At 54.7% G+C, this 19903-nt stretch carries 21 protein-coding genes; 11 read left to right on the top strand and 10 right to left on the bottom strand.

Features of this window, described 5'->3' with window-relative positions; genetic code table 11:
- Positions 1 to 27 precede the first annotated feature (27 nt).
- Positions 28 to 510 (bottom strand): CvpA family protein, encoded by a 483-nt coding sequence (locus ACZYTD_RS05415; RefSeq protein ID WP_463890066.1) that lies wholly within the window; start codon positions 508 to 510, stop codon positions 28 to 30.
- Between ACZYTD_RS05415 and ACZYTD_RS05420 the strand changes: the two genes are divergently transcribed.
- The gene (locus tag ACZYTD_RS05420) at positions 458 to 658 is read left to right on the top strand and encodes a hypothetical protein (protein WP_463890117.1); all 201 of its coding nucleotides are present in this window, start codon (positions 458 to 460) and stop codon (positions 656 to 658) included. The genes ACZYTD_RS05415 and ACZYTD_RS05420 overlap by 53 nt on opposite strands.
- Here the strand turns inward: ACZYTD_RS05420 and serS are convergent.
- Entirely contained in the window at positions 642 to 1940 is a 1299-nt protein-coding gene (gene serS, locus ACZYTD_RS05425; protein ID WP_463890068.1) for a serine--tRNA ligase, read from the bottom strand. The genes ACZYTD_RS05420 and serS overlap by 17 nt on opposite strands.
- Between serS and ACZYTD_RS05430 the strand changes: the two genes are divergently transcribed.
- Positions 1939 to 2133 carry a hypothetical protein gene (locus tag ACZYTD_RS05430; RefSeq protein ID WP_463890070.1) on the top strand — a complete coding sequence of 65 codons (195 nt, stop codon included), beginning with the start codon at positions 1939 to 1941 and terminating at the stop codon, positions 2131 to 2133. The two genes, serS and ACZYTD_RS05430, sit on opposite strands and share 2 nt — an antisense overlap.
- A 21-nt stretch (positions 2134 to 2154) precedes the next feature.
- On the opposite strand, the gene ACZYTD_RS05435 is transcribed toward ACZYTD_RS05430, so the two are convergent.
- From ACZYTD_RS05435 to lrp, 4 genes are all read right to left on the bottom strand, one after another.
- Positions 2155 to 3492 carry a replication-associated recombination protein A gene (locus tag ACZYTD_RS05435; protein ID WP_463890072.1) on the bottom strand — a complete coding sequence of 446 codons (1338 nt, stop codon included), beginning with the start codon at positions 3490 to 3492 and terminating at the stop codon, positions 2155 to 2157.
- Positions 3492 to 4100, bottom strand: coding sequence for an outer membrane lipoprotein periplasmic chaperone LolA (lolA, locus tag ACZYTD_RS05440; protein ID WP_463890074.1), 609 nt, complete (start codon positions 4098 to 4100; stop codon positions 3492 to 3494). Before lolA ends, ACZYTD_RS05435 begins: the two co-directional genes overlap by 1 nt.
- Before the next feature lie 47 nt (positions 4101 to 4147).
- Positions 4148 to 6706, bottom strand: coding sequence for a DNA translocase FtsK (locus ACZYTD_RS05445; RefSeq protein ID WP_463890076.1), 2559 nt, complete (start codon positions 6704 to 6706; stop codon positions 4148 to 4150).
- Between the two features lie 192 nt (positions 6707 to 6898).
- Complete coding sequence (gene lrp, locus ACZYTD_RS05450; protein WP_463890078.1) at positions 6899 to 7390, bottom strand: leucine-responsive transcriptional regulator Lrp; 492 nt, start codon at positions 7388 to 7390, stop codon at positions 6899 to 6901.
- A 671-nt stretch (positions 7391 to 8061) separates the two neighbouring features.
- On the opposite strand from lrp, the gene trxB reads away from it, so the two are divergent.
- The gene (gene trxB / locus ACZYTD_RS05455; RefSeq protein WP_463890080.1) at positions 8062 to 9012 is read left to right on the top strand and encodes a thioredoxin-disulfide reductase; all 951 of its coding nucleotides are present in this window, start codon (positions 8062 to 8064) and stop codon (positions 9010 to 9012) included.
- 41 nt (positions 9013 to 9053) lie between these two features.
- Here the strand turns inward: trxB and ACZYTD_RS05460 are convergent, their stop codons facing one another.
- On the bottom strand, positions 9054 to 9524 hold the full coding sequence (locus tag ACZYTD_RS05460; protein ID WP_463890082.1) for a glycine zipper 2TM domain-containing protein: 471 nt from the start codon (positions 9522 to 9524) through the stop codon (positions 9054 to 9056).
- A 17-nt stretch (positions 9525 to 9541) separates the two neighbouring features.
- Here ACZYTD_RS05460 and aat point away from each other — a divergent pair, with 17 nt between their 5' ends.
- The 3 genes from aat (at position 9542) to infA (ending at position 11245) form a co-directional block, all read left to right on the top strand.
- Positions 9542 to 10249: a leucyl/phenylalanyl-tRNA--protein transferase gene (gene aat, locus ACZYTD_RS05465; protein ID WP_463890084.1), complete on the top strand. Its 708-nt coding sequence runs from the start codon at positions 9542 to 9544 to the stop codon at positions 10247 to 10249.
- Positions 10246 to 10959: an arginyltransferase gene (locus tag ACZYTD_RS05470; protein ID WP_463890086.1), complete on the top strand. Its 714-nt coding sequence runs from the start codon at positions 10246 to 10248 to the stop codon at positions 10957 to 10959. The genes aat and ACZYTD_RS05470 overlap by 4 nt, the downstream gene beginning before the upstream one ends.
- Before the next feature lie 67 nt (positions 10960 to 11026).
- A complete protein-coding gene (gene infA / locus ACZYTD_RS05475; protein ID WP_460884534.1) occupies positions 11027 to 11245 on the top strand; it encodes a translation initiation factor IF-1 in 219 nt (72 codons plus the stop codon).
- Between the two features lie 66 nt (positions 11246 to 11311).
- On the opposite strand, the gene clpA is transcribed toward infA, so the two are convergent.
- Positions 11312 to 13597 carry an ATP-dependent Clp protease ATP-binding subunit ClpA gene (gene clpA / locus ACZYTD_RS05480; RefSeq protein ID WP_463890088.1) on the bottom strand — a complete coding sequence of 762 codons (2286 nt, stop codon included), beginning with the start codon at positions 13595 to 13597 and terminating at the stop codon, positions 11312 to 11314.
- A gap of 45 nt (positions 13598 to 13642) precedes the next feature.
- Positions 13643 to 13963: an ATP-dependent Clp protease adapter ClpS gene (gene clpS, locus ACZYTD_RS05485; protein ID WP_463890090.1), complete on the bottom strand. Its 321-nt coding sequence runs from the start codon at positions 13961 to 13963 to the stop codon at positions 13643 to 13645.
- 231 nt (positions 13964 to 14194) lie between these two features.
- Here clpS and cspD point away from each other — a divergent pair, with 231 nt between their 5' ends.
- The gene (gene cspD, locus ACZYTD_RS05490) at positions 14195 to 14413 is read left to right on the top strand and encodes a cold shock domain-containing protein CspD (RefSeq protein ID WP_463890091.1); all 219 of its coding nucleotides are present in this window, start codon (positions 14195 to 14197) and stop codon (positions 14411 to 14413) included.
- A gap of 89 nt (positions 14414 to 14502) precedes the next feature.
- Here cspD and icd read toward each other — a convergent pair whose 3' ends face one another.
- Positions 14503 to 15756: an NADP-dependent isocitrate dehydrogenase gene (gene icd, locus ACZYTD_RS05495; protein ID WP_463890093.1), complete on the bottom strand. Its 1254-nt coding sequence runs from the start codon at positions 15754 to 15756 to the stop codon at positions 14503 to 14505.
- Positions 15757 to 16005: 249 nt separating this feature from the next.
- On the opposite strand from icd, the gene ACZYTD_RS05500 reads away from it, so the two are divergent.
- Genes ACZYTD_RS05500 through purB form a run of 4 tightly spaced genes read left to right on the top strand, consistent with a single transcriptional unit; the run spans position 16006 to position 19665 of the window.
- Positions 16006 to 16470 (top strand): NUDIX hydrolase, encoded by a 465-nt coding sequence (locus ACZYTD_RS05500; RefSeq protein ID WP_463890095.1) that lies wholly within the window; start codon positions 16006 to 16008, stop codon positions 16468 to 16470.
- A gap of 55 nt (positions 16471 to 16525) precedes the next feature.
- On the top strand, positions 16526 to 17647 hold the full coding sequence (gene mnmA, locus ACZYTD_RS05505) for a tRNA 2-thiouridine(34) synthase MnmA (protein WP_463890115.1): 1122 nt from the start codon (positions 16526 to 16528) through the stop codon (positions 17645 to 17647).
- A gap of 3 nt (positions 17648 to 17650) precedes the next feature.
- Positions 17651 to 18271 carry a high frequency lysogenization protein HflD gene (hflD, locus tag ACZYTD_RS05510; protein WP_463890097.1) on the top strand — a complete coding sequence of 207 codons (621 nt, stop codon included), beginning with the start codon at positions 17651 to 17653 and terminating at the stop codon, positions 18269 to 18271.
- A 23-nt stretch (positions 18272 to 18294) separates the two neighbouring features.
- Positions 18295 to 19665, top strand: a complete 1371-nt coding sequence (gene purB, locus ACZYTD_RS05515; RefSeq protein WP_463890099.1) for an adenylosuccinate lyase — start codon at positions 18295 to 18297, stop codon at positions 19663 to 19665.
- The last annotated feature ends 238 nt before the right edge of the window (positions 19666 to 19903 follow it).

Consider the following 19903-nt stretch of genomic DNA (forward strand, 5'->3'; position numbering starts at 1 on the left):
CCTCGAGGTCACTAGTTACTAATTGAATTACTTAATAAAACTTGACGAATTCTTCATGAACTCAAAAAACCAGTTCACTACTACGCCAAATTCCGGGATCAACACAGATTTTTGCCACCAGATGGCGCTATGGGCACTGGTGAAGGTATCCATAAAAAACAACAGGGCACTGACGATGAGAACACCGCGAATGGCACCAAAGCAGATGCCCAGCATGCGGTCCGTACCCGACAACCCGGTTTTGTCCACCAGGGAGCCTATGATGTAGTTGATGATGGAGCCCAGGATCAGGGTCGAGATAAACAGAACAACGATGGCGACACCATTGCGGATCATGGTGTCAGCGATCGAGGTGAAATAGACAGCCAGATCCCCAAAGAAGTTGCTGGCAATGAAAAAAGCCGCAAACCAAGTCAGCAAAGAGAGCGCTTCCTTGACAAAACCCCGGATCAGACTGATGAGCGAAGACAAGCCAATCAAAGCCAGGATAGCAAAATCAATCCAGACCACAGGCACCTCACTGGCCAGTAAAATTGCGGCGCATTTTAGCAAAAACGATTGTGCTTTGCTTGCAAAAATACGAGTCGTCACGGCGACGAGAAAAGCTCAGGGCCGCAAAAGCGGCCCTGAGGGGATAACCATCAACCAAGGTGCGTGAGACCGCCCATGTAGGGACGCAACACCTCGGGGATCTCGATCCGCCCATCCGCCTGCTGGTAATTTTCCAGCACAGCCACCAGGGTGCGGCCTACCGCCAGACCAGAACCATTCAGGGTATGCAGCAACACCGGCTTACCATCGGCACCACGCATCCGCGCCTGCATGCGACGCGCCTGGAAATCGCCACAGTTGGAGCAGGAGGAGATCTCGCGATAGGTATTCTGAGCGGGCAACCACACCTCCAGATCGTAAGTCTTGGCAGCAGAGAAGCCCATATCACCGGTACACAAAGTAATGACCCGGTAAGGCAAGCCCAGCAGTTGCAACACCTTCTCCGCATGTCCCACCATCTCTTCCAGTGCCGCCCAAGAGGTTTGCGGACTGACCAATTGCACCATCTCCACCTTGTCGAACTGGTGCATACGAATGAGGCCACGGGTATCGCGCCCATAAGAGCCGGCCTCGGAGCGGAAACAGGGGCTGTGGGCCGTCAGCTTCAGCGGCAACTCTTTTTCGTCCGTGATGGTGTCACGCACTATGTTGGTCAATGGCACTTCGGCGGTCGGGATCAAGGAGAACTTCTTCACCTTGCCCTCTTCATCCCCTTCCCCCGTAATGGCGGTATGGAACAGATCGTTGTAGAACTTTGGCAGTTGACCCGTACCTTGCAAACTTTCGCTATTCACCAGATAAGGGACATAACACTCGGTGTAACCATGCTGCTGGGTGTGCAGATCCAGCATGAACTGGGCCAGAGCCCGATGCAGACGTGCCGTCGGGCCTTGCATCACCACAAAGCGGGAGCCGGAGATCTTGGTTGCCGTGGCAAAGTCGATCCCCTTGACCCCTTCACCCAGAGCCACATGATCCTTGACCTCAAAATCAAACTGCCGAGGTGTACCCCAGCGCCGGGCTTCCACGTTATCCTCTTCACTCTTGCCGACCGGTACCGACTCGTCAGGCAAGTTGGGAATGGCCAAGGCCAGGGACTCCAGCTCGTTGAGCACCTCATCCTGCTTACGCTTGCACTCATCCAGCTCACTGCCCAGCTCACCCACTTGCGCCATCAGCGGCGTGGTATCCTCACCACGGCGCTTGGCATCACCAATCGCCTTGGAGCGTGCATTGCGCTCAGCCTGCAGCTCTTGGGTTCGGGTCTGCAGCGTCTTGCGCTGCTCCTCCAGGGCATTGATTCGCGTCACGTCCAGGGTGTAGCCCCGGGCAGCCAAGCGTGCAGCCACATCGTCGATATCGGCGCGCAAGTATTTAGGATCTAGCATGTCTGACCTGCTTCTTGTTCTTACTATGAAAAAGGAAAACCGGCGCCTGGGTCTCACTACAGGCGAGGAAGTGAGGTACTCGACTGGCGAGCACAAGCAAGATGGCTCCGGCGGATCTGAATTGTCATGGAGTCTACCAAAAGGCAATGGCGCCTGTCATGGCACCATCTGGATTTTCCCTTGGGTTATCTGAGCACGAGCCGACGATTACCCACTACTTGCGATAACGTTGCACTGGGCTGAGACCATCCAACTCGGCGAGATAAGCCAATTTTTGTGCTATCTGCTTCTCCAGGCCCCGATCGCTGGGTTGATAGTAAGTGCGCCCCGCCAGCTCAGGCGGGAAGAAGCACTCACCTGCCGCATAGGCCCCAGGCTCGTTGTGGGCGTAGCGGTACTCGGCGCCATAACCCAGCTCACTCATCAGCCGCGTAGGGGCATTGCGCAGGTGGGCAGGCACCTCATAATCCGGCAGCTCCTTGGCATCGCTAAGTGCCGCCTTCCAGGCGGTATAGACGGAATTGCTCTTGGGGGCACAGGCCAGATAGACAATCGCCTGGGCTATGGCCCGCTCCCCTTCGGCAGGCCCGACCCGGGTGAAACAATCCCAAGCCGCCAATGCCACCTGCATCGCCTTGGGATCGGCATTGCCCACATCCTCGGAGGCGATGGCCAGCAGACGACGGGCCACATAGAGGGGATCACCGCCGGCCGCCACAATGCGCGCATACCAATAGAGCGCCGCCTGGGGCGCCGAACCACGGATTGACTTATGCACGGCTGAGATGAGGTCATAGTAGACATCGCCCTGATTATCAAAGCGTGCCATCTTCTCACCCGTCACCTCGGCCAGGAGTTGACGATCGATGAGTTTGCGCCCCTGCTGTTCGGGCGCCAGATCATTGAGCAGCTCCAGATAGTTGAGGGCCTTGCGCCCATCGCCATCCACCAACTGCACCAAGGCCTTGAGCACACCATCGGCAAACGCCAGGGGCTCATTGGCCAGGCCACGGGGATCGGTCAAAGCCTGCTGGATCATGGCCTCAATGGCGCTGTCGTCCAACCGTTTAAGCAGGTAGACCCTAGCCCGGGAGAGCAAGGCGTTGTTGAGCTCGAAGGAGGGATTTTCGGTAGTCGCACCGATGAAGATGATGGTGCCATCCTCGATGTGCGGCAAGAAGGCATCTTGCTGGCTCTTGTTGAAGCGATGCACCTCATCGACAAACAGCAGGGTGCGTACCCCGCGAAACTTGTTATCCCGAGCCTTGTCGATAGCCGCGCGGATCTCCTTGACTCCGGAGGTGACGGCAGACACCCGCTCCACTTCTGCCTGGGCATAGTGGGCAATCAGCTCGGCCAGGGTCGTTTTGCCCGTACCGGGTGGGCCCCAAAGGATCATGGAGTGACAGTGACCGGCCTCGATGGCGCGCCGCAACGGTTTACCCTCGGCCAGCAGATGTTCCTGCCCTATGTACTGCGCAAAGTTCTCTGGCCGCATACGGGCGGCCAGAGGACGAAAATCAGCAGAAAAATCGAGAGAGAGCGAGCTCATCAGCGTTGATCGTCGACTGTCACCCCGTTCGGCACCTTGAAGTTGAAGGTGTCAGCCTTGATGGCTGGGGTTTGGTTGAAGCTGCTGAGTTGAAACTCGCTACGCTGACCTTGGGCCTCGTTCACCTCGAAGCGGCTGATCTGTGAGCGCGCATCGAAGATGATGCGCAGCGATTCGATGCGCTGATCCTTCTTGCGGCTGGTGATGGTGAAGCTGTTGCCTTCCCGTAAAATCTCATAGTTACCCCAGATCTTCTCATCGCTGCTGGTGATGAGTAAGAAGGGGGTGTTCTGTACCGCCGCCGAAAACTTCATCACCGAGACCTGCTCGACAAAGGGATCGAACAACCAGACCGCCTTGCCATCAGAGACGATGAGACTCTCATCGGGTTGTTTGGTCTCCCAACGAAAACGATCCGGGCGCGACACCAGCATCTCCCCGGTGGAGTGCTGTAACTGTTTACCCTCGATGTCATAGACAGTCTGTTCGAAATGGGCACCAAACAGCTTCACTGCCGCCAACTTGCTCTTGAGCTGGCCCGCATCATCCGCCATGGCCCCGGTGGCAACCAACAGCAAGGCTGCGGCCAACCCCTTGAATAATCTCATGCGCTTTTCCTTATCGGGTAAGAGTCCAAGCTGTAATCACGTTAGGTTCAATCTCGCATGGGTGCCGGTGCGAGTACATCCCGCTGGCCATTGCTGCCCGGCGGACTGACGATGCCGTTGAGCTCCATCTGATCGATGAGGCGAGCCGCACGGTTATAACCAATTTTGAAACGGCGCTGTACGCTGGAGGTGGAGCCACGACGAGATTCGACCACAAAGGCTACCGCCTCGTCGAACAGGGCGTCCAGCTCATCCTCACCGCCTTCGGCCTGTTCGCCCGGCAGCAGGGTCTCCGAGGTCATCTCGCCACTCAAGATCTCTTCGATGTAATTGGGCTCACCGCGCAGCTTCCAATCGGCTACGACCTTGTGTACCTCGTCGTCATCGACAAAGGCACCGTGGACCCGAGTGGGTGTGCTGTCGCCGGCAGGCAGATAGAGCATATCCCCCATCCCCAGCAGCGACTCGGCCCCCTGTTGGTCGAGAATGGTCCGCGAATCGATCTTGGAGGAGACCTGGAACGAGATCCGGGTCGGAATGTTCGCCTTGATAAGGCCGGTGATCACATCGACTGAGGGACGCTGGGTGGCCAGGATCAAGTGGATACCTGCTGCCCGCGCCTTCTGGGCAATACGGGCGATCAGCTCTTCCACCTTCTTGCCGACTATCATCATCATGTCGGCAAATTCGTCGATCACCACCACTATCTGGGGCAGTTTCTCCAGATCCGGGGCTTCGGCATCGAAGGAGTCACCCGGCTTCCAGAACGGATCCTTGATGGGGTTTCCACTCTCATGAGCCGCCCCCACCTTAGTGTTATAACCCTTGAGGTTACGCACCCCCATCACCGACATCAGCTTGTAGCGACGCTCCATCTCCCCCACACACCAGCGCAGGGCATTGGCCGCATCCTTCATGTCGGTTACCACCTCGGTGAGCAGATGGGGGATCCCCTCATACACAGACAACTCGAGCATCTTGGGGTCGATCATGATGAAACGCAGCTCTTCGGGCGTGGCCTTGTAGAGCATGGAGAGGATCATCACATTGACCCCCACAGATTTACCCGAGCCTGTGGTGCCAGCCACCAGCAGGTGAGGCATCTTGGCCAGATTGACCACTACTGGCTCGCCGGCAATGTCCTGACCCAACACCATGGTGAGCGGACTCTCGGCATTACGGAAGCGATCGCAATCGAGCACTTCTTTCATGTAGACGGTTTGACGCTTAATGTTAGGCAGTTCGATCCCCACATAGGGTTTGCCGGGGATCACTTCGACCACGCGCACGCTGACCGCCGAGAGGGAGCGCGCCAGATCACGGGCCAGGCTGGTGATCTTGCTCGCCTTCATGCCTGGCGCCAAGTCCAGCTCGAAGCGGGTGATCACTGGGCCCGGGAATACACCAACCACCCGGGCTTGCACGTTATAATCGGCCAGTTTGGCCTCCACCAGCCGCGCGATCCGATCCAGCTCTTCATTAGACATGACCTGAGTCTTGACCGGCGGAGTATTGAGCAGATTGATGGAGGGCAACTCCCCTTCCGGTACCGGCTTGGACTTGATTGCCGCAATGGCCGCCTGCAAAGGTGTCGGCATGGCAGCAGGAACTGGCTTGGAGAAAGGCGCGGCTACCTGCGGGGCAGTCGCTTGCTCCCAGGGCAATTCAAGCTCATCTTCGTCATCCTCATCCAAGGCACTGATGGTTACCACCCGAGCCGGGTTGGACGCTACCTGCACCGCTTCCGAGGCAAACGAAAAACTGGGCTCTTGACGTCGAGCACTCTCTGCTGGTTGAGAGGGGGCGGCTTGGGCCGGCTCTGGCACTATCGTGCTCGGTTCGCTACGGCGATGAATAGAAAATCTCGGGGTCTTAATAAGCGGCGCATCACTGCTGACGGGGGCCACGGCCAGTGGCATCTCCTCGTCGTCATCATCATCCAGCAAATCATCGCCCATCGTGGTAACAGGAGCATAACCCGCCTTGCGGGCAAACCAACCGGCGATGCGAGCAGGCAAGGTCGTCACAAAATGACCCGAGCCGGTGACACACTCGCCCATCTTCTCCACTATCATGATCCAGGACCAACCGGTAAACAGCGTCATGCCGGCAGCAATGCAACAGAGTAGCACTAGGGTGGTACCCAATTCACCGAACATGGGTTGCATGCTGGTGTAGATCATGTCGCCGATCAGGCCACCAGAAGAGAAGTTATGGATATCGTTGAAGTTCATACTGCCCAGGGCCGACATCCCGAAGAACAGCACTAAAAAGCCCAGGATCCGCAATCCCAAAGCCAGATAATCCACCTCCAGCAACCGGTAGGGGCGCCAGAACAGACTCCACCCCAATAGCACCAGCAAAGGCGGAATGAGATAGGCAAACACCCCAAAAATAAAGAAGGTGAGATCCGCCACCCAGGCACCGGCGCTACCCGCCGCATTATGGATCTTGCCACCCCAAGCGGTCTGCGACCAACCAGGATCGGAGGGATGATAAGTCAGCAGTGCCAATAGCAGAAAAAGGGCACCTACACTCAGCACGATAAGGCCAGTTTCAAAGATGCGCTGAAAACCTGAAATAGGTGTGAACTTCCTAGCAGTCAAACCCCGACTCCTTTACTTTGAAATAATTTGAAACTGGCAGTGGCCAACGGCTCGCCACCTGCAGTTTCAGGCCGCGACATTATACTCGGCAGAGGTGATCAGAATGCAAATAAGAAATGAGCGGCATGGCCGCTCATTTCTAGATCAGGGAAATGGTGTGAAGGCTTCCCCACTCTTTGAAAGAGATAGTGACTAACGGGTGCTGATCACCAAACGATTACTCTGTTTGACCTCTTCCATCACCACATAGGTCCGAGTGTCGTTTACACCAGGCAGGCGCAGTAGGGTTTCACCCAACAGCCGACGGTACGCTGACATATCGGAGACCCGAGTCTTCAGCAGATAGTCGAAATCACCGGAAACCAGATGACACTCCTGGATCTCTTCCAGAGTCTGCACGGCTTTGTTGAATTGTTCGAACACATCAGGCGCACCACGATTCAGGGTGATCTCCACAAAAACCAGCAGGGACGCATCCAGAAAATGGGGATTGAGAATGGCAGTGTAGCCTTCGATAAACCCCTGACGCTCCAAGCGGCGAACCCGCTCAAGGCATGGCGTTGGGCTCAGACCTACACGCTTGGAGAGCTCCACATTTGAAATTCTGCCATCCTTTTGCAGTTCATTCAGAATGTTGCGATCTATCCGGTCTAAATCCCGTAACCTACCGTTCTCTTCCAGCATATAATTCCATCCTTTGACAAACTTTTAGAGACATATCCTGAGTCATTTATAGATTTCCATGTGATATTTGTCAATCACTTCCCATTATTGGGATGTTAAACACAAGAGTAAATGAAATCAGAAGACAGCCTCACGATGAGCGTGGATAAAAATACACCTTTCAAGCATAAATATCCAACAATAGCTGGGACATTCAGACCTAAAAACGCATCCTGTGTTTTGTCATGCCATGCAGGTCAGCTCAACTGACATCGAGGCAATACAAGGTAGACAACCCCCACATGATGGTACTAACCACGACCAACTAGCCGACCCAAGATGGAATTCATCCGGGATGGTGAAGCGGGCCGAGTGTGCATATCCATGCTGTGATTAACAATTGCCATATTTGTGCGACGGAATCAAGAGAAATGCCTTGGATTAAGAACAAAAACAGCATACTTAACCAGATTAGTGCCGTATTAGGCCAAATAGTCGCCAAAAATGACCCATAAGAGTCGCATAGCAACTGTTCTCGCCCTAAAACGGTGCCAAGCGTACGATAAGCGGGCAACGACAAACGGAGTCACCAGCGGGATTTAAAAAAGCGATGGTACTAATCGATTCAACATCCTTTACCCCATGAAACCAGTTACCTAGAATTGAGCCAACACCAACAGGAGAGTGTCATTATGAGTCAAACCAAGCACGCCAAGCTTTTGATCCTCGGCTCAGGGCCCGCTGGCTATACCGCCGCCGTCTATGCCGCACGCGCCAATCTCAACCCCGTGCTGGTGACAGGCATGCAGCAAGGCGGCCAGCTGACCACGACCACCGAAGTAGAAAATTGGCCGGGGGATGCAGAGGGTCTGACCGGACCCGCCCTGATGGAGCGCATGAAGGCCCACGCCGAACACTTTCAAACCGAAATTGTGTTTGATCACATCAACGAAGTGCAACTGCACTCCAAGCCGTTTCGACTCAAGGGTGACAGCGGTGAATACAGCTGCGATGCCCTCATCATAGCCACAGGCGCATCGGCTCGCTATTTGGGGTTGGAGTCAGAAGAGGCTTTCAAAGGCAAAGGCGTATCCGCTTGTGCTACCTGCGATGGCTTCTTCTATCGCAAGCAAAAAGTGGCCGTCATAGGCGGTGGCAATACCGCAGTAGAAGAGGCCCTCTACCTGGCGAATATTGCCTCGGAAGTACACCTGGTGCATCGACGTGATGAATTCCGTGCCGAGAAGATCCTGATCCAGCGCCTGCATGACAAGGTCGCACAGGGCATCATCAAGCTGCACGTCAATCAGACCCTGGAAGAAGTACTGGGGGATGAGATGGGGGTCACCGGTATGCGACTGCGCAACACCAAGGATGGCGCCCTCTCAGAGGTGGAGCTGATGGGGGTCTTTATCGCCATAGGTCACAGCCCGAATACCGGGCTATTCCAAGGCCAGCTGGAGATGAAAGAGGGTTATTTGAAGGTCAAGGGCGGCAGTGAGGGCTTTGCCACCCAAACCAGTATCGAAGGGGTCTTTGCCGCTGGCGATGTAGCTGACCATATCTACCGCCAGGCCATCACCTCGGCCGGCACCGGCTGCATGGCCGCCCTGGATGCCGAGCGTTATCTGGACAGCCTGTAATTCATCGATTCAAGGGGGCCGAGTCGGCCTCCTGCTTCATCTCAAAACGTCTTATCCACCCGCACACCGTCGCTGAAATAAAGGATCCGCACCTTCTCTTTCTGACTGAACTGCATGCTGGCATCATAATCCTGGATCACATTGATTAATTTGTTCTTCTCGGTACGGATCAGCAGCTCCACCAGCTGATAATCGTGACTCTCGGGCTGTGTCCACATCTGCGCCGCCCCCGCCCCAGCCAGAGCGCCCACCGCCGTGGCGATCTCCTGACCATGACCACTACCAAACTGGTTGCCTAACAAGCCTCCCAACAGGGCACCGCCCAAGGTCTTCCAACCCGAGTGCTGGGATTGCGTCACTTGGGTCTGGGTGATGTTTCTGACACTCTCCACCACACCAAACACCACCTCATCGACAGGACGGGCCACATTACGCTGGTAAGGTGCCGCCACGCCTGATGTTGCGGTGACAAGGGCCCAGAGTATCGCTATGATCTTAATGGCATGTTTCATTTAGGCATCCTGTATCCATGTCTACTTTCTTGACGCAGTTGGAGTCAGACTCTAACCGATTTCCCGCTCCACACCACGCCTTGAGCGAACCCAATGGACTGCTGGCCATGGGCGGCGATCTCAAACCCGAGCGTCTGCTGGCAGCATACCATAACGGTATTTTCCCCTGGTATCCGGCTCACCACCCGATCCTCTGGTGGTCACCGGATCCACGCGCCCTGCTAGAGCCGGAGCAGCTCCATATCAGCCGCAGCATGGCCAAGTGGCTGCGCCATCATGAGTATCAGATCTGGATAAATCGTCAGTTCATGCAGGTGGTGCAAGCCTGTGCCGCCCCACGTAGAGACTCTGATGATACCTGGATTAACGAAGAGCTGATGTTCTCCTACCAGCTCTTGCATGCCAGGGGAGATGCCCACTCCATTGAAGTATGGTCAGACAATGAACTGGTCGGTGGTCTCTATGGCATCAGTGTGGGGCGATTATTTTGCGGTGAGTCGATGTTTTCGCGTCAAGTTAACACCTCCAAGCTGGCATTGATTGCACTCTGCCACCATTTTGCTCACCATGGTGGCGCACTGATAGACTGTCAGATGCGGACTGACCATCTGGCCTCCCTGGGAGTCGCCGAATGGTCACGGCAGCACTTTATAAAACAACTCAAGCAGCTCAGGGATGAGTCCCTAACCCCTGGCTGTTGGGAGACCCAGCAAGTATCTCTATGACCGAAATTGCATTAAGGGTCGGTTTGACCCCAGAGCACCACTGCAGTTATCTGCCCGCAGAGCGCGAGCAGTTGATGGTACTGCTCGACAAGACTCACCTCTCTCCAGTCGGCTATGAGTCGCTGCTGGCGGCTGGCTTTCGCCGTAGCGGCAGTGACATCTACCGTCCCTATTGCCAGGCGTGTCAGGCTTGTCGCTCGATACGAATTCCAGTCCACCATTTTCAGGCCAGTCGCAGCCAGCGCCGTATCCGCCAGCGCAACCAGGATCTGCAGATGGTGCTGAGCACCCAGGATAAGCCCGAATACTACGACCTCTTCGCCCGCTATATAAACGAGCGCCACGCCGATGGCTCCATGTATCCGCCAAGTCGCAATCAATATGACAACTTCTTGCTCTGTAGTTGGCTTACCCCCTATTTCATGGAGTTACGCCTGGGTAGCCAGTTGGTGGCCCTGGCCATCACGGATCCCCTGCCCCATAGCCTGAGTGCCATGTATACCTTCTATGATGCCAGCGAAGAGTCGCGCTCGCTGGGCACTCTGGCCATACAGTTACAGATCGACTTGGCCAGGAGAATGGGGAAGCAATGGCTCTATCTGGGCTACCAGATAGATGGCTGCCGCAAGATGAATTACAAGTGCCAATTCCAGCCTTATGAGCTACTTATTGACCATGAATGGAAAAATGGCAGCTCAAAGCAGGAGTAAACTTTACACAGCTGGCTAAATCCGGCATGATCCGCACGTTTTTTATAGTGGCCATCACGAGGATTAAATGTCGAAAGAAGACAGTATTGAGATGCAAGGTACCATCCTGGAAACCCTGCCTAACACTATGTTTCGGGTTGAATTGGAAAACGGTCATGTGGTCATTGCCCACATCTCCGGCAAGATGCGCAAGAACTACATCCGCATCCTGACTGGTGACAAAGTCACAGTGCAGCTCACCCCTTACGACCTGTCTAAAGGCCGCATCGTTTTCCGCTCTCGATAAGCCCGGAAATTCGTATCAGCCCCCAACAATGCTGGGGGCTGAGCCTTTAGTGGGTCAAAGCGGCCCTTAATGTACCGCTGCCTCGTGCTTGTGTGATGACGTGATGTGAAACTTCAACTCGTCATCCAGTAGTTCCACCCGCACCGAGCCCCCATCGACCAGTTGGCCAAACAGCAGTTCGTTGGCCAGTGGTTTCTTTAGCTTTTCCTGGATCAAACGAGCCATGGGACGCGCACCCATTGACTTGTCATATCCCTTCTCGGCTAGCCATTCGCGTGCAGCCGTGGTGACTTCCAGCGATACGCCCTTGGCATCCAGCTGAGCCTGTAACTCCACCACAAACTTGTCCACGACCTGATGGATCACCTCCATGCTCAACTGATTGAACCAGATGATGTGATCCAGCCGGTTACGGAACTCCGGACTAAAGGTCCGATTAATCTCCGACATGGCATCAAAACTATGATCCTGCTGTTGGAAACCAATGGACTTGCGCTGTGTCTCCTGCACTCCGGCATTGGTGGTCATCACCAGGATCACATTGCGGAAATCTGCCTTGCGCCCGTTATTATCGGTGAGGCTACCGTTGTCCATCACCTGCAACAGCAGGTTGAAGACATCGGAGTGCGCCTTCTCGATCTCATCGAGCAACACCACACAATGGGGATGTTTGAGCACCGCATCGGTCAACAAGCCCCCCTGTTCAAAGCCTACATAACCAGGCGGCGCCCCAATCAGGCGAGAGACGGTATGGCGCTCCATGTATTCGGACATATCGAAACGCAGCAGTTCAACGCCCAGCGCCTTGGCCAATTGCAACGTCACCTCAGTCTTGCCCACACCGGTTGGCCCAGCAAACAAGAAGGAGCCCACCGGCTTACGCTCGTTACCCAAACCAGAACGGCTTAAGCGAATCGCATCGGTCAGCACCTCGATGGAACGCTCCTGACCGAAGACTACCATCTTCAGATTACGCTCCAGACTCTTCAGCACTTCACGATCGGACGATGAGACCGACTTCTCGGGAATACGGGCAATCTTGGCAACAATCGACTCAATCTCACCGACATTGATCACCTTCTTCCTGCGACTGGCAGGCAACATGCGCTGGCTGGCCCCGGCCTCGTCGATCACATCAATAGCCTTATCCGGCAAATGACGATCGTTGATATATTTAGCCGCCAACTCGGCCGCAGCGCGCAATGCCTTGCTGGTATAGCGCACATTGTGGTGTGCCTCATAGCGGCTCTTGAGCCCCATCAAAATGCGTGTGGTGTCATCAACCGATGGCTCAACCACATCAATCTTCTGGAAGCGACGCGCCAGAGCATGGTCCTTCTCAAAGACCTGAGCATACTCCTGGTAGGTGGTTGAACCGATGCAGCGCAGCAGACCCGCCGACAGAATAGGCTTAATCAGGTTAGCTGCATCCAACTGACCACCCGAGGCCGCACCAGCGCCAATGATGGTATGGATCTCGTCGATGAAGAGGATCGCCCCCTCTTGCTTCTCCAACTGCTTGAGCAACACCTTGAAGCGCTTCTCGAAATCGCCCCGATACTTGGTCCCCGCCAGCAAGGAGCCCATATCCAGGGAGTAGATGACGCTATTGGCAATCACCTCTGGCACCTCGCCCTTGACAATACGGTAAGCCAGACCTTCGGCGATGGCGGTCTTACCCACCCCGGCTTCACCCACCAGCAAGGGGTTATTCTTGCGACGACGACAGAGGATCTGTACGGCACGATTGAGCTCATCATCACGCCCAATCAGGGGATCGATCCGCCCCTCCAGCACACGCTGATTAAGGTTGGCGACAAAATTCTCTAACTGGACACTCCCTGACTCCTCCGCTCCCCCATCGTTATCAGATGGGGATGAGTTGGAGGAACCACGAGGCTCATCATGATGGCCCCCCTCCTTACGGATACCATGAGAGAGAAAATTGACCACATCCAGGCGACTAATATCACTCTTCTTCAGAAAGTAGGCTGCCTGGGACTCCTGCTCACTGAAGATGGCCACCAACACATTGGCCCCGTTGACTTCACTGTTACCCGAGGACTGCACATGAAAAACCGCTCGCTGCAACACGCGCTGGAAACCCAGGGTTGGCTGGGTTTCACGTTCATAATCATCTGTGGGTATAAGTGGTGTGGTCTGCTGGATAAAACCCAGGATGTCTTTGCGTAGTCCATCCAGGTTCGCGCCACAGGCTTGCAGGGCCTCCCGGGCAGCACTGTTATCCAGCAATGCCAGCAGCAGGTGTTCAACCGTCATAAACTCATGGTGAGCATCACGGGCTTCTTTGAACGCGAGGTTCAGGGTTTGTTCTAACTCTTTGCTCAACATGGGCACCTCCCCTGAGAATGCTGACTATGCTCTGCTGCAGTTGAATTACACCGCTTCCATGGTGCAGAGCAACGGGTGTTCGTGGTGTTTAGCGTACTGATTGACCTGTTCGACTTTGGTCTCCGCTATCTCGGCTGTGTAAATCCCACAGATCCCCTTTCCCTGATAATGCACGGAAAGCATGATCTCTGTCGCCTGCTCTATGTTCAAACGGAAGAACTTCTGCAGCACCTCCACAACAAAGTCCATCGGCGTGTAATCATCGTTATTGAGGACTACCTTGTACATGGAGGGTGGCTGCAACCGGGTCTCAGTATCGGACTCCTGTTGTATTGCTGGATTAGCAGCCTCCTTGAACTTGCTCATACACACAACCCTTACACTTAATTACTACCCTGCTTACGGCCAATGTCAATTATTGCATCGAAGTTACAACTTTGGTGTAACATTGAACACTTGACTTGGCGTTTTTTCATACTAGATTGATTCTTTGGTAACCAAGGATCGATTATGACTGATGGCTACTAAACAGTTATAAAGATCATTGGCGACCGACTCAACGGCTTTAAGGTGTATTTTGATTAAGGACGTAGGTGTATGGCTACCGGAACGGTCAAGTGGTTTAACAACGCAAAGGGATTTGGGTTTATTTGCCCGGAAGGTGGTGGAGATGACATTTTTGCTCATTACTCCACTATCGACATGGAGGGTTACAAAACCTTAAAAGCAGGCCAGCCAGTGCAATTTGAGCTACAGGCTGGGCCCAAGGGATTTCATGCGGTCAGCATAATTCCCGCGGGGGCGCAAGAATCCTGAGCAACGGATAAGAAAACAAGAGCATGAAAAAGCGGGCCATGAGCCCGCTTTTCATTATAGCCAAGACACGTTACGCGCCTGGCCGTTGCTTACATCTGCTCGATCATATCATCGGCAAACTCGGAACACTTACGCAGAGTAGCTCCGTCCATCAAGCGCTCGAAGTCATAGGTGACCGTCTTGTTACGGATTGCCGCTTCCATCCCCTTGATGATGAGATCAGCCGCTTCGACCCACCCCATGTGCCGCAACATCATCTCGGCAGAGAGAATGAGTGAACCCGGGTTGACCTTATCTTGTCCTGCATACTTGGGAGCCGTACCGTGTGTGGCCTCAAACAGAGCGACGCCATCACCAATGTTGGCACCAGGAGCAATACCAATACCACCGACCTGAGCCGCCAGCGCATCGGAGATGTAGTCACCGTTAAGGTTCATACAGGCGATAACGTCATATTCGGCAGGACGCAACAGGATTTGCTGCAAGAAGGCATCGGCGATCACATCCTTGATGACGATAGTCTTGCCGCTCTTGGGGTTCTTGAACTGACACCAAGGGCCGCCATCAATAAGCTCGGCACCGAACTCTTCACGAGCCAGCTGATAACCCCAATCCTTGAAGGCACCTTCGGTGAACTTCATGATGTTGCCCTTGTGCACCAGGGTTACTGAGTCACGATCGTTGGCAACGGCATACTCAATGGCGGCACGAACCAGACGCTGAGTACCGGCTGCTGACATGGGCTTGATACCAATGCCACAGTTTTCCGGGAAGCGGATCTTCTTGACCCCCATCTCTTCGCGCAGGAAAGCAATAACCTTTTTGGCTTCGGCTGAATCGGCCTTCCACTCGATACCGGCATAGATATCTTCAGCGTTCTCACGGAAGATCACCATATCGGTCAGATCAGGGCGCTTAACCGGGCTCGGAGTGCCTTCGTAGTAGCGAACCGGACGCAGGCAGATATAGAGATCCAGCTCTTGGCGCAGGGCGACGTTCAAAGAGCGAATACCGCCACCCACTGGCGTGGTCAGCGGGCCCTTGATGGCCACATGATAGTCACGGATAAAATCCAGAGTCTCGGCAGGCAGCCAGACATCCTGACCATACACCTGGGTAGACTTCTCGCCAGTGTAGATCTCCATCCACTCAATCTTGCGCTGACCCTGATAAGCCTTGGCGACGGCGGCATCAACCACTTTGATCATGGCTGGGGTCACATCCACACCGATGCCATCCCCCTCGATGAAAGGAATAACAGGATGATTAGGCACCACAAGTTTGCCCTGAGCATCAAGAGTGATCTTTTCCCCTACACTGGGTACGACGACTTTACTTTCCATCGGTGTCTCCTAACTTCCGTTTGTTATCATTGTGTCGATCTAATTGAGGGCCATCTTAGCCCAACACACACCATATGCAAATTGCCGCGCCACATCAAAGTAAATGCGCATATCCTGGATCCAGGCCATTTGCTACCATAGAGACGTTGTCATTAACTTACCGCATACGGCATGACAGCGTCGCAGCAGACCATTCACTCGCCCGCGACGCCAACCTCCAGCAGGCTACCGATGCGCGGAGAACCCATCATGAGATTTCGCCCCAATGTCACCGTCGCCGCCGTCATTCGCTGGCAGGATCACTTCTTGCTGGTCGAAGAGCGGGATCATGGCCGCCAGGTATTTAACCAACCTGCCGGACACCTGGAAGCGGATGAGAATCTGCTGGAAGCGGTCAAGCGCGAGATAAAGGAAGAAACCGGTCTCGATCTAGCACCGGATGGCTGGCTGGGTACCTACCTCTACTCCAGCCCCTATCGTCAGCTGACCTACCTGCGTTTTTGCTTTTACTGCGAGCTGACCCAAGCCCCTGGCCCTCACGAGCCGCAGGATCCGGATAACGACATCATAGCCTGCCACTGGCTAACCGAATCCGAGATCCGCGCCCTGGGCAGCAAATTACGCAGCCCCCTCGTTCTGGAGTGTCTTGAAGAGTATCAGCAGGGGGTCAGACTCCCCCTCAGCAGCCTCAAAGACCGCCGCGCCAGACGCTAGCAGCCCGTGTCACTTACCACCATTTCTGTTAGAATACGCACAGTTTTTTGTAACGATAGCGAATCAGATGACAGATAACAGCCAAATCAAGGTGATCGTCGGCATGTCCGGCGGAGTTGACTCTTCCGTATCCGCCTACCTGCTGCTGCAACAGGGCTACCAGGTAGAGGGTCTGTTCATGAAGAACTGGGAAGAAGACGACACGGATGAGTACTGCTCAGCCGCTCAGGATTTGGCCGATGCCCAGGCTGTCTGTGACAAGCTGGGCATTGAACTGCATACCATCAATTTTGCGGCCGAATATTGGGACAACGTCTTCGAACACTTCCTGGCTGAATACAAAGCTGGCCGCACCCCTAACCCCGATATTCTGTGCAACAAAGAGATCAAGTTTAAAGCCTTCCTGGAGTTTGCCGCCGAAGAGCTAGGCGCCCACTACATAGCCACTGGCCATTATGTGCGCCGGGATGACAGCACTGGCCACCCACGTTTGCTGCGCGGCCTCGATACCAACAAAGATCAGAGCTACTTCCTCTACACACTGAGTGAACAGCAGCTAAGTCAAAGCCTGTTTCCAGTGGGGGACTTGGAAAAACCCGAGGTACGCCGTATCGCCGAACATCTGGAGCTAGCTACGGCCAAGAAAAAAGACAGTACCGGTATCTGCTTCATCGGCGAACGCAAATTCCGCGAGTTTTTAGCTAAATATCTACCCGCACAGCCCGGAGCCATCGAGACCCCGGAAGGCATAGTCATTGGTGAACACCAGGGCCTGATGTATCACACCCTGGGTCAACGCAAAGGACTGGGAATTGGCGGCATGAAAGAGGCCGATGACACCCCCTGGTATGTGGTGGATAAAGATCTGGAACGCAATGTCCTCGTTGTGGCCCAAGGTCACGACCACCCGCGCCTCTTCTCCGATGGTCTTATCGCCGGCCAGTTGCACTGGGTGGATCGCGCTCCCATCACCACCCCATTTGAGTGCACGGTCAAGAGCCGCTACCGCCAGCAGGATTTCCCCTGCCGTGTCGAGCCCTTGGATAGCGAAACCATCCGCGTCACCTTTGCAACCCCTCAGTCCGCCATCACCCCAGGGCAATCCGCCGTGTTTTATCAAGGCGAGGTTTGCCTGGGTGGGGGTATCATTGAACAGCGTTTTCGTCATCAGGAGTAGAAGATGAGCGATAAACAAGCTATTCGAGTCATGGCCTTTGCCGGTATCTGCCAAGCTGCCTATCTGGTACAGCAAGTGGCTCGCCATGGCCATTGTGATGAAGCAAGCCTGCAGCAATGCCTAGCATCTATTCTCATCACAGATCCCAAGACCCCAGAAGAGGTCTTGGCCGACGTCTCATTGCTCGAGGGCTATAAAGCCATTGTGGAGCAATTGGGCAATGGCGGTAATCCCAAAAATGCCGAGCTGACCCGCTATGTAGTCAGCATGGTAGCCCTGGAGCGCAAACTGGCAGGACGCCGGGATGTGCTCAATATGCTGGGTGAGCGGATCACCCAAGTCAAACGCCAGCTCCATCACTTCCAGTTGGTGGATGAGCCTGTGTTGGCCAATCTCGCCAGCATCTACAGCGAGCATGTCAGCCCCATAGGCCCACGCATTCAGATAGCGGGAACCCCAGCCTATCTGCAACAACCACTGGTCCAGCACAAGGTTCGCGCCCTGCTGCTGGCCGGGATCCGCGCCACCGTATTGTGGCGCCAAGTGGGCGGTCGCCGTCGTCATATCCTCTTCTCACGCAAGAAGTTGGTAGCGGCAGCCCGTTCAGCCTTGAACCAAATATAACCCCCACCTCAGGAGCTTATTTCATGGAATTGTCAGCACTGACTGCGGTTTCCCCCTTAGATGGTCGTTACGGCGACAAGTGTACGGCCCTGCGCCCCATTTTCTCCGAGTACGGCCTGCTGCGCTTTCGCGTAGAAGTCGAGGTTCGCTGGTTGCAACAACTGGCCAGCCACCCCGGGATCCCGGAAGTGCCCACCTTCTCCGCTGCGGCGAATGCCCAACTCGACAGCATCATCACCCACTTCAATGAAGAGGATGCCGCTCGGATCAAAGCGATCGAACGCACCACCAACCACGATGTGAAGGCAGTCGAATACTTCCTGAAAGAGAAAGTTGCCGCTCATCCTGAGTTGGCTGCGGTCAGTGAATTCATCCACTTCGCCTGCACCTCGGAAGATATCAATAACAACTCCCATGGTCTGATGCTCAAAACTGCCCGGGAAGAGGTGATCCTCCCCTACTGTGAAAAACTGGTAGCCGAGGTAAAACGGTTGGCACATGAGTATCGCGACATGCCGCTGCTCTCCCGCACCCACGGGCAACCGGCATCACCGACGACTATGGGCAAGGAGATGGCGAACGTCGCCTACCGTCTGGAACGCCAGGTCAAGCAGATCCGTGCAGTCGAACTGCTGGGCAAGATTAATGGTGCCGTGGGTAACTACAACGCCCATATCAGCGCCTACCCAGAAGTGGACTGGCATCTCTTCTCCGAGCAGTTTGTTACTGGCCTGGGGCTGACCTGGAACCCCTACACCACCCAGATCGAACCCCATGACTACATAGCAGAACTGTTTGATGCCATTGCTCGCTTCAATACCATACTGCTCGACTTTGACCGCGATATTTGGGGCTACATCTGTTTGGGCCATTTCAAACAGCGCACCATTGCCGGCGAAATTGGCTCCTCGACCATGCCGCATAAGGTCAACCCCATTGACTTCGAAAACTCCGAAGGCAATCTGGGGCTGGCCAATGCCCTGTTCGATCATCTGGCCGCCAAGCTGCCCGTCAGCCGCTGGCAGCGCGATCTCACCGACAGTACCGTATTGCGCAATTTGGGTGTCGCCGTCGGCTATTCACTGATCGCCTATCAAGCCACCCTGAAGGGGATCTCCAAGCTGCAAGCCAACGAAGGCGCCATGGCCGCCGATCTGGATAGCAACTGGGAAGTACTGGCCGAGCCAATCCAGACCGTGATGCGCCGCTACGGCATCGAAAAGCCTTACGAGAAGCTCAAGGAGCTGACCCGCGGTCGTCGCGTAGATGCCCAGGGTATGCGTGAGTTTATCGACACCCTGGCCCTACCAGAGCACGTCAAGGCAGAACTCAAGCTGATGACCCCGGCCAACTACATTGGTCGCGCCATCAAACTGGTAGATGAACTGAAGTAACTCCGTTCATTCGCTAGAGTGAAGAAGAACAAAACGCAAAAAGCTGGAGTATGACTCCAGCTTTTTTTATGGTCACAACGCCAGCCAATGCGGATACCCGTGTTTACTGCGACACAGAGATGGCCAAACCAAATAAAACAAAAAGCCCCGATATCACTATCGGGGCTTTTTGCTGACTTTACAGTCTAGTCGCGTGTCTGCGAAGTAGTCTCCTACTCTCGCTGACTGACCTTACGGT

The organism is Pseudaeromonas sp. HNCC25DJ180 (assembly GCF_055413345.1).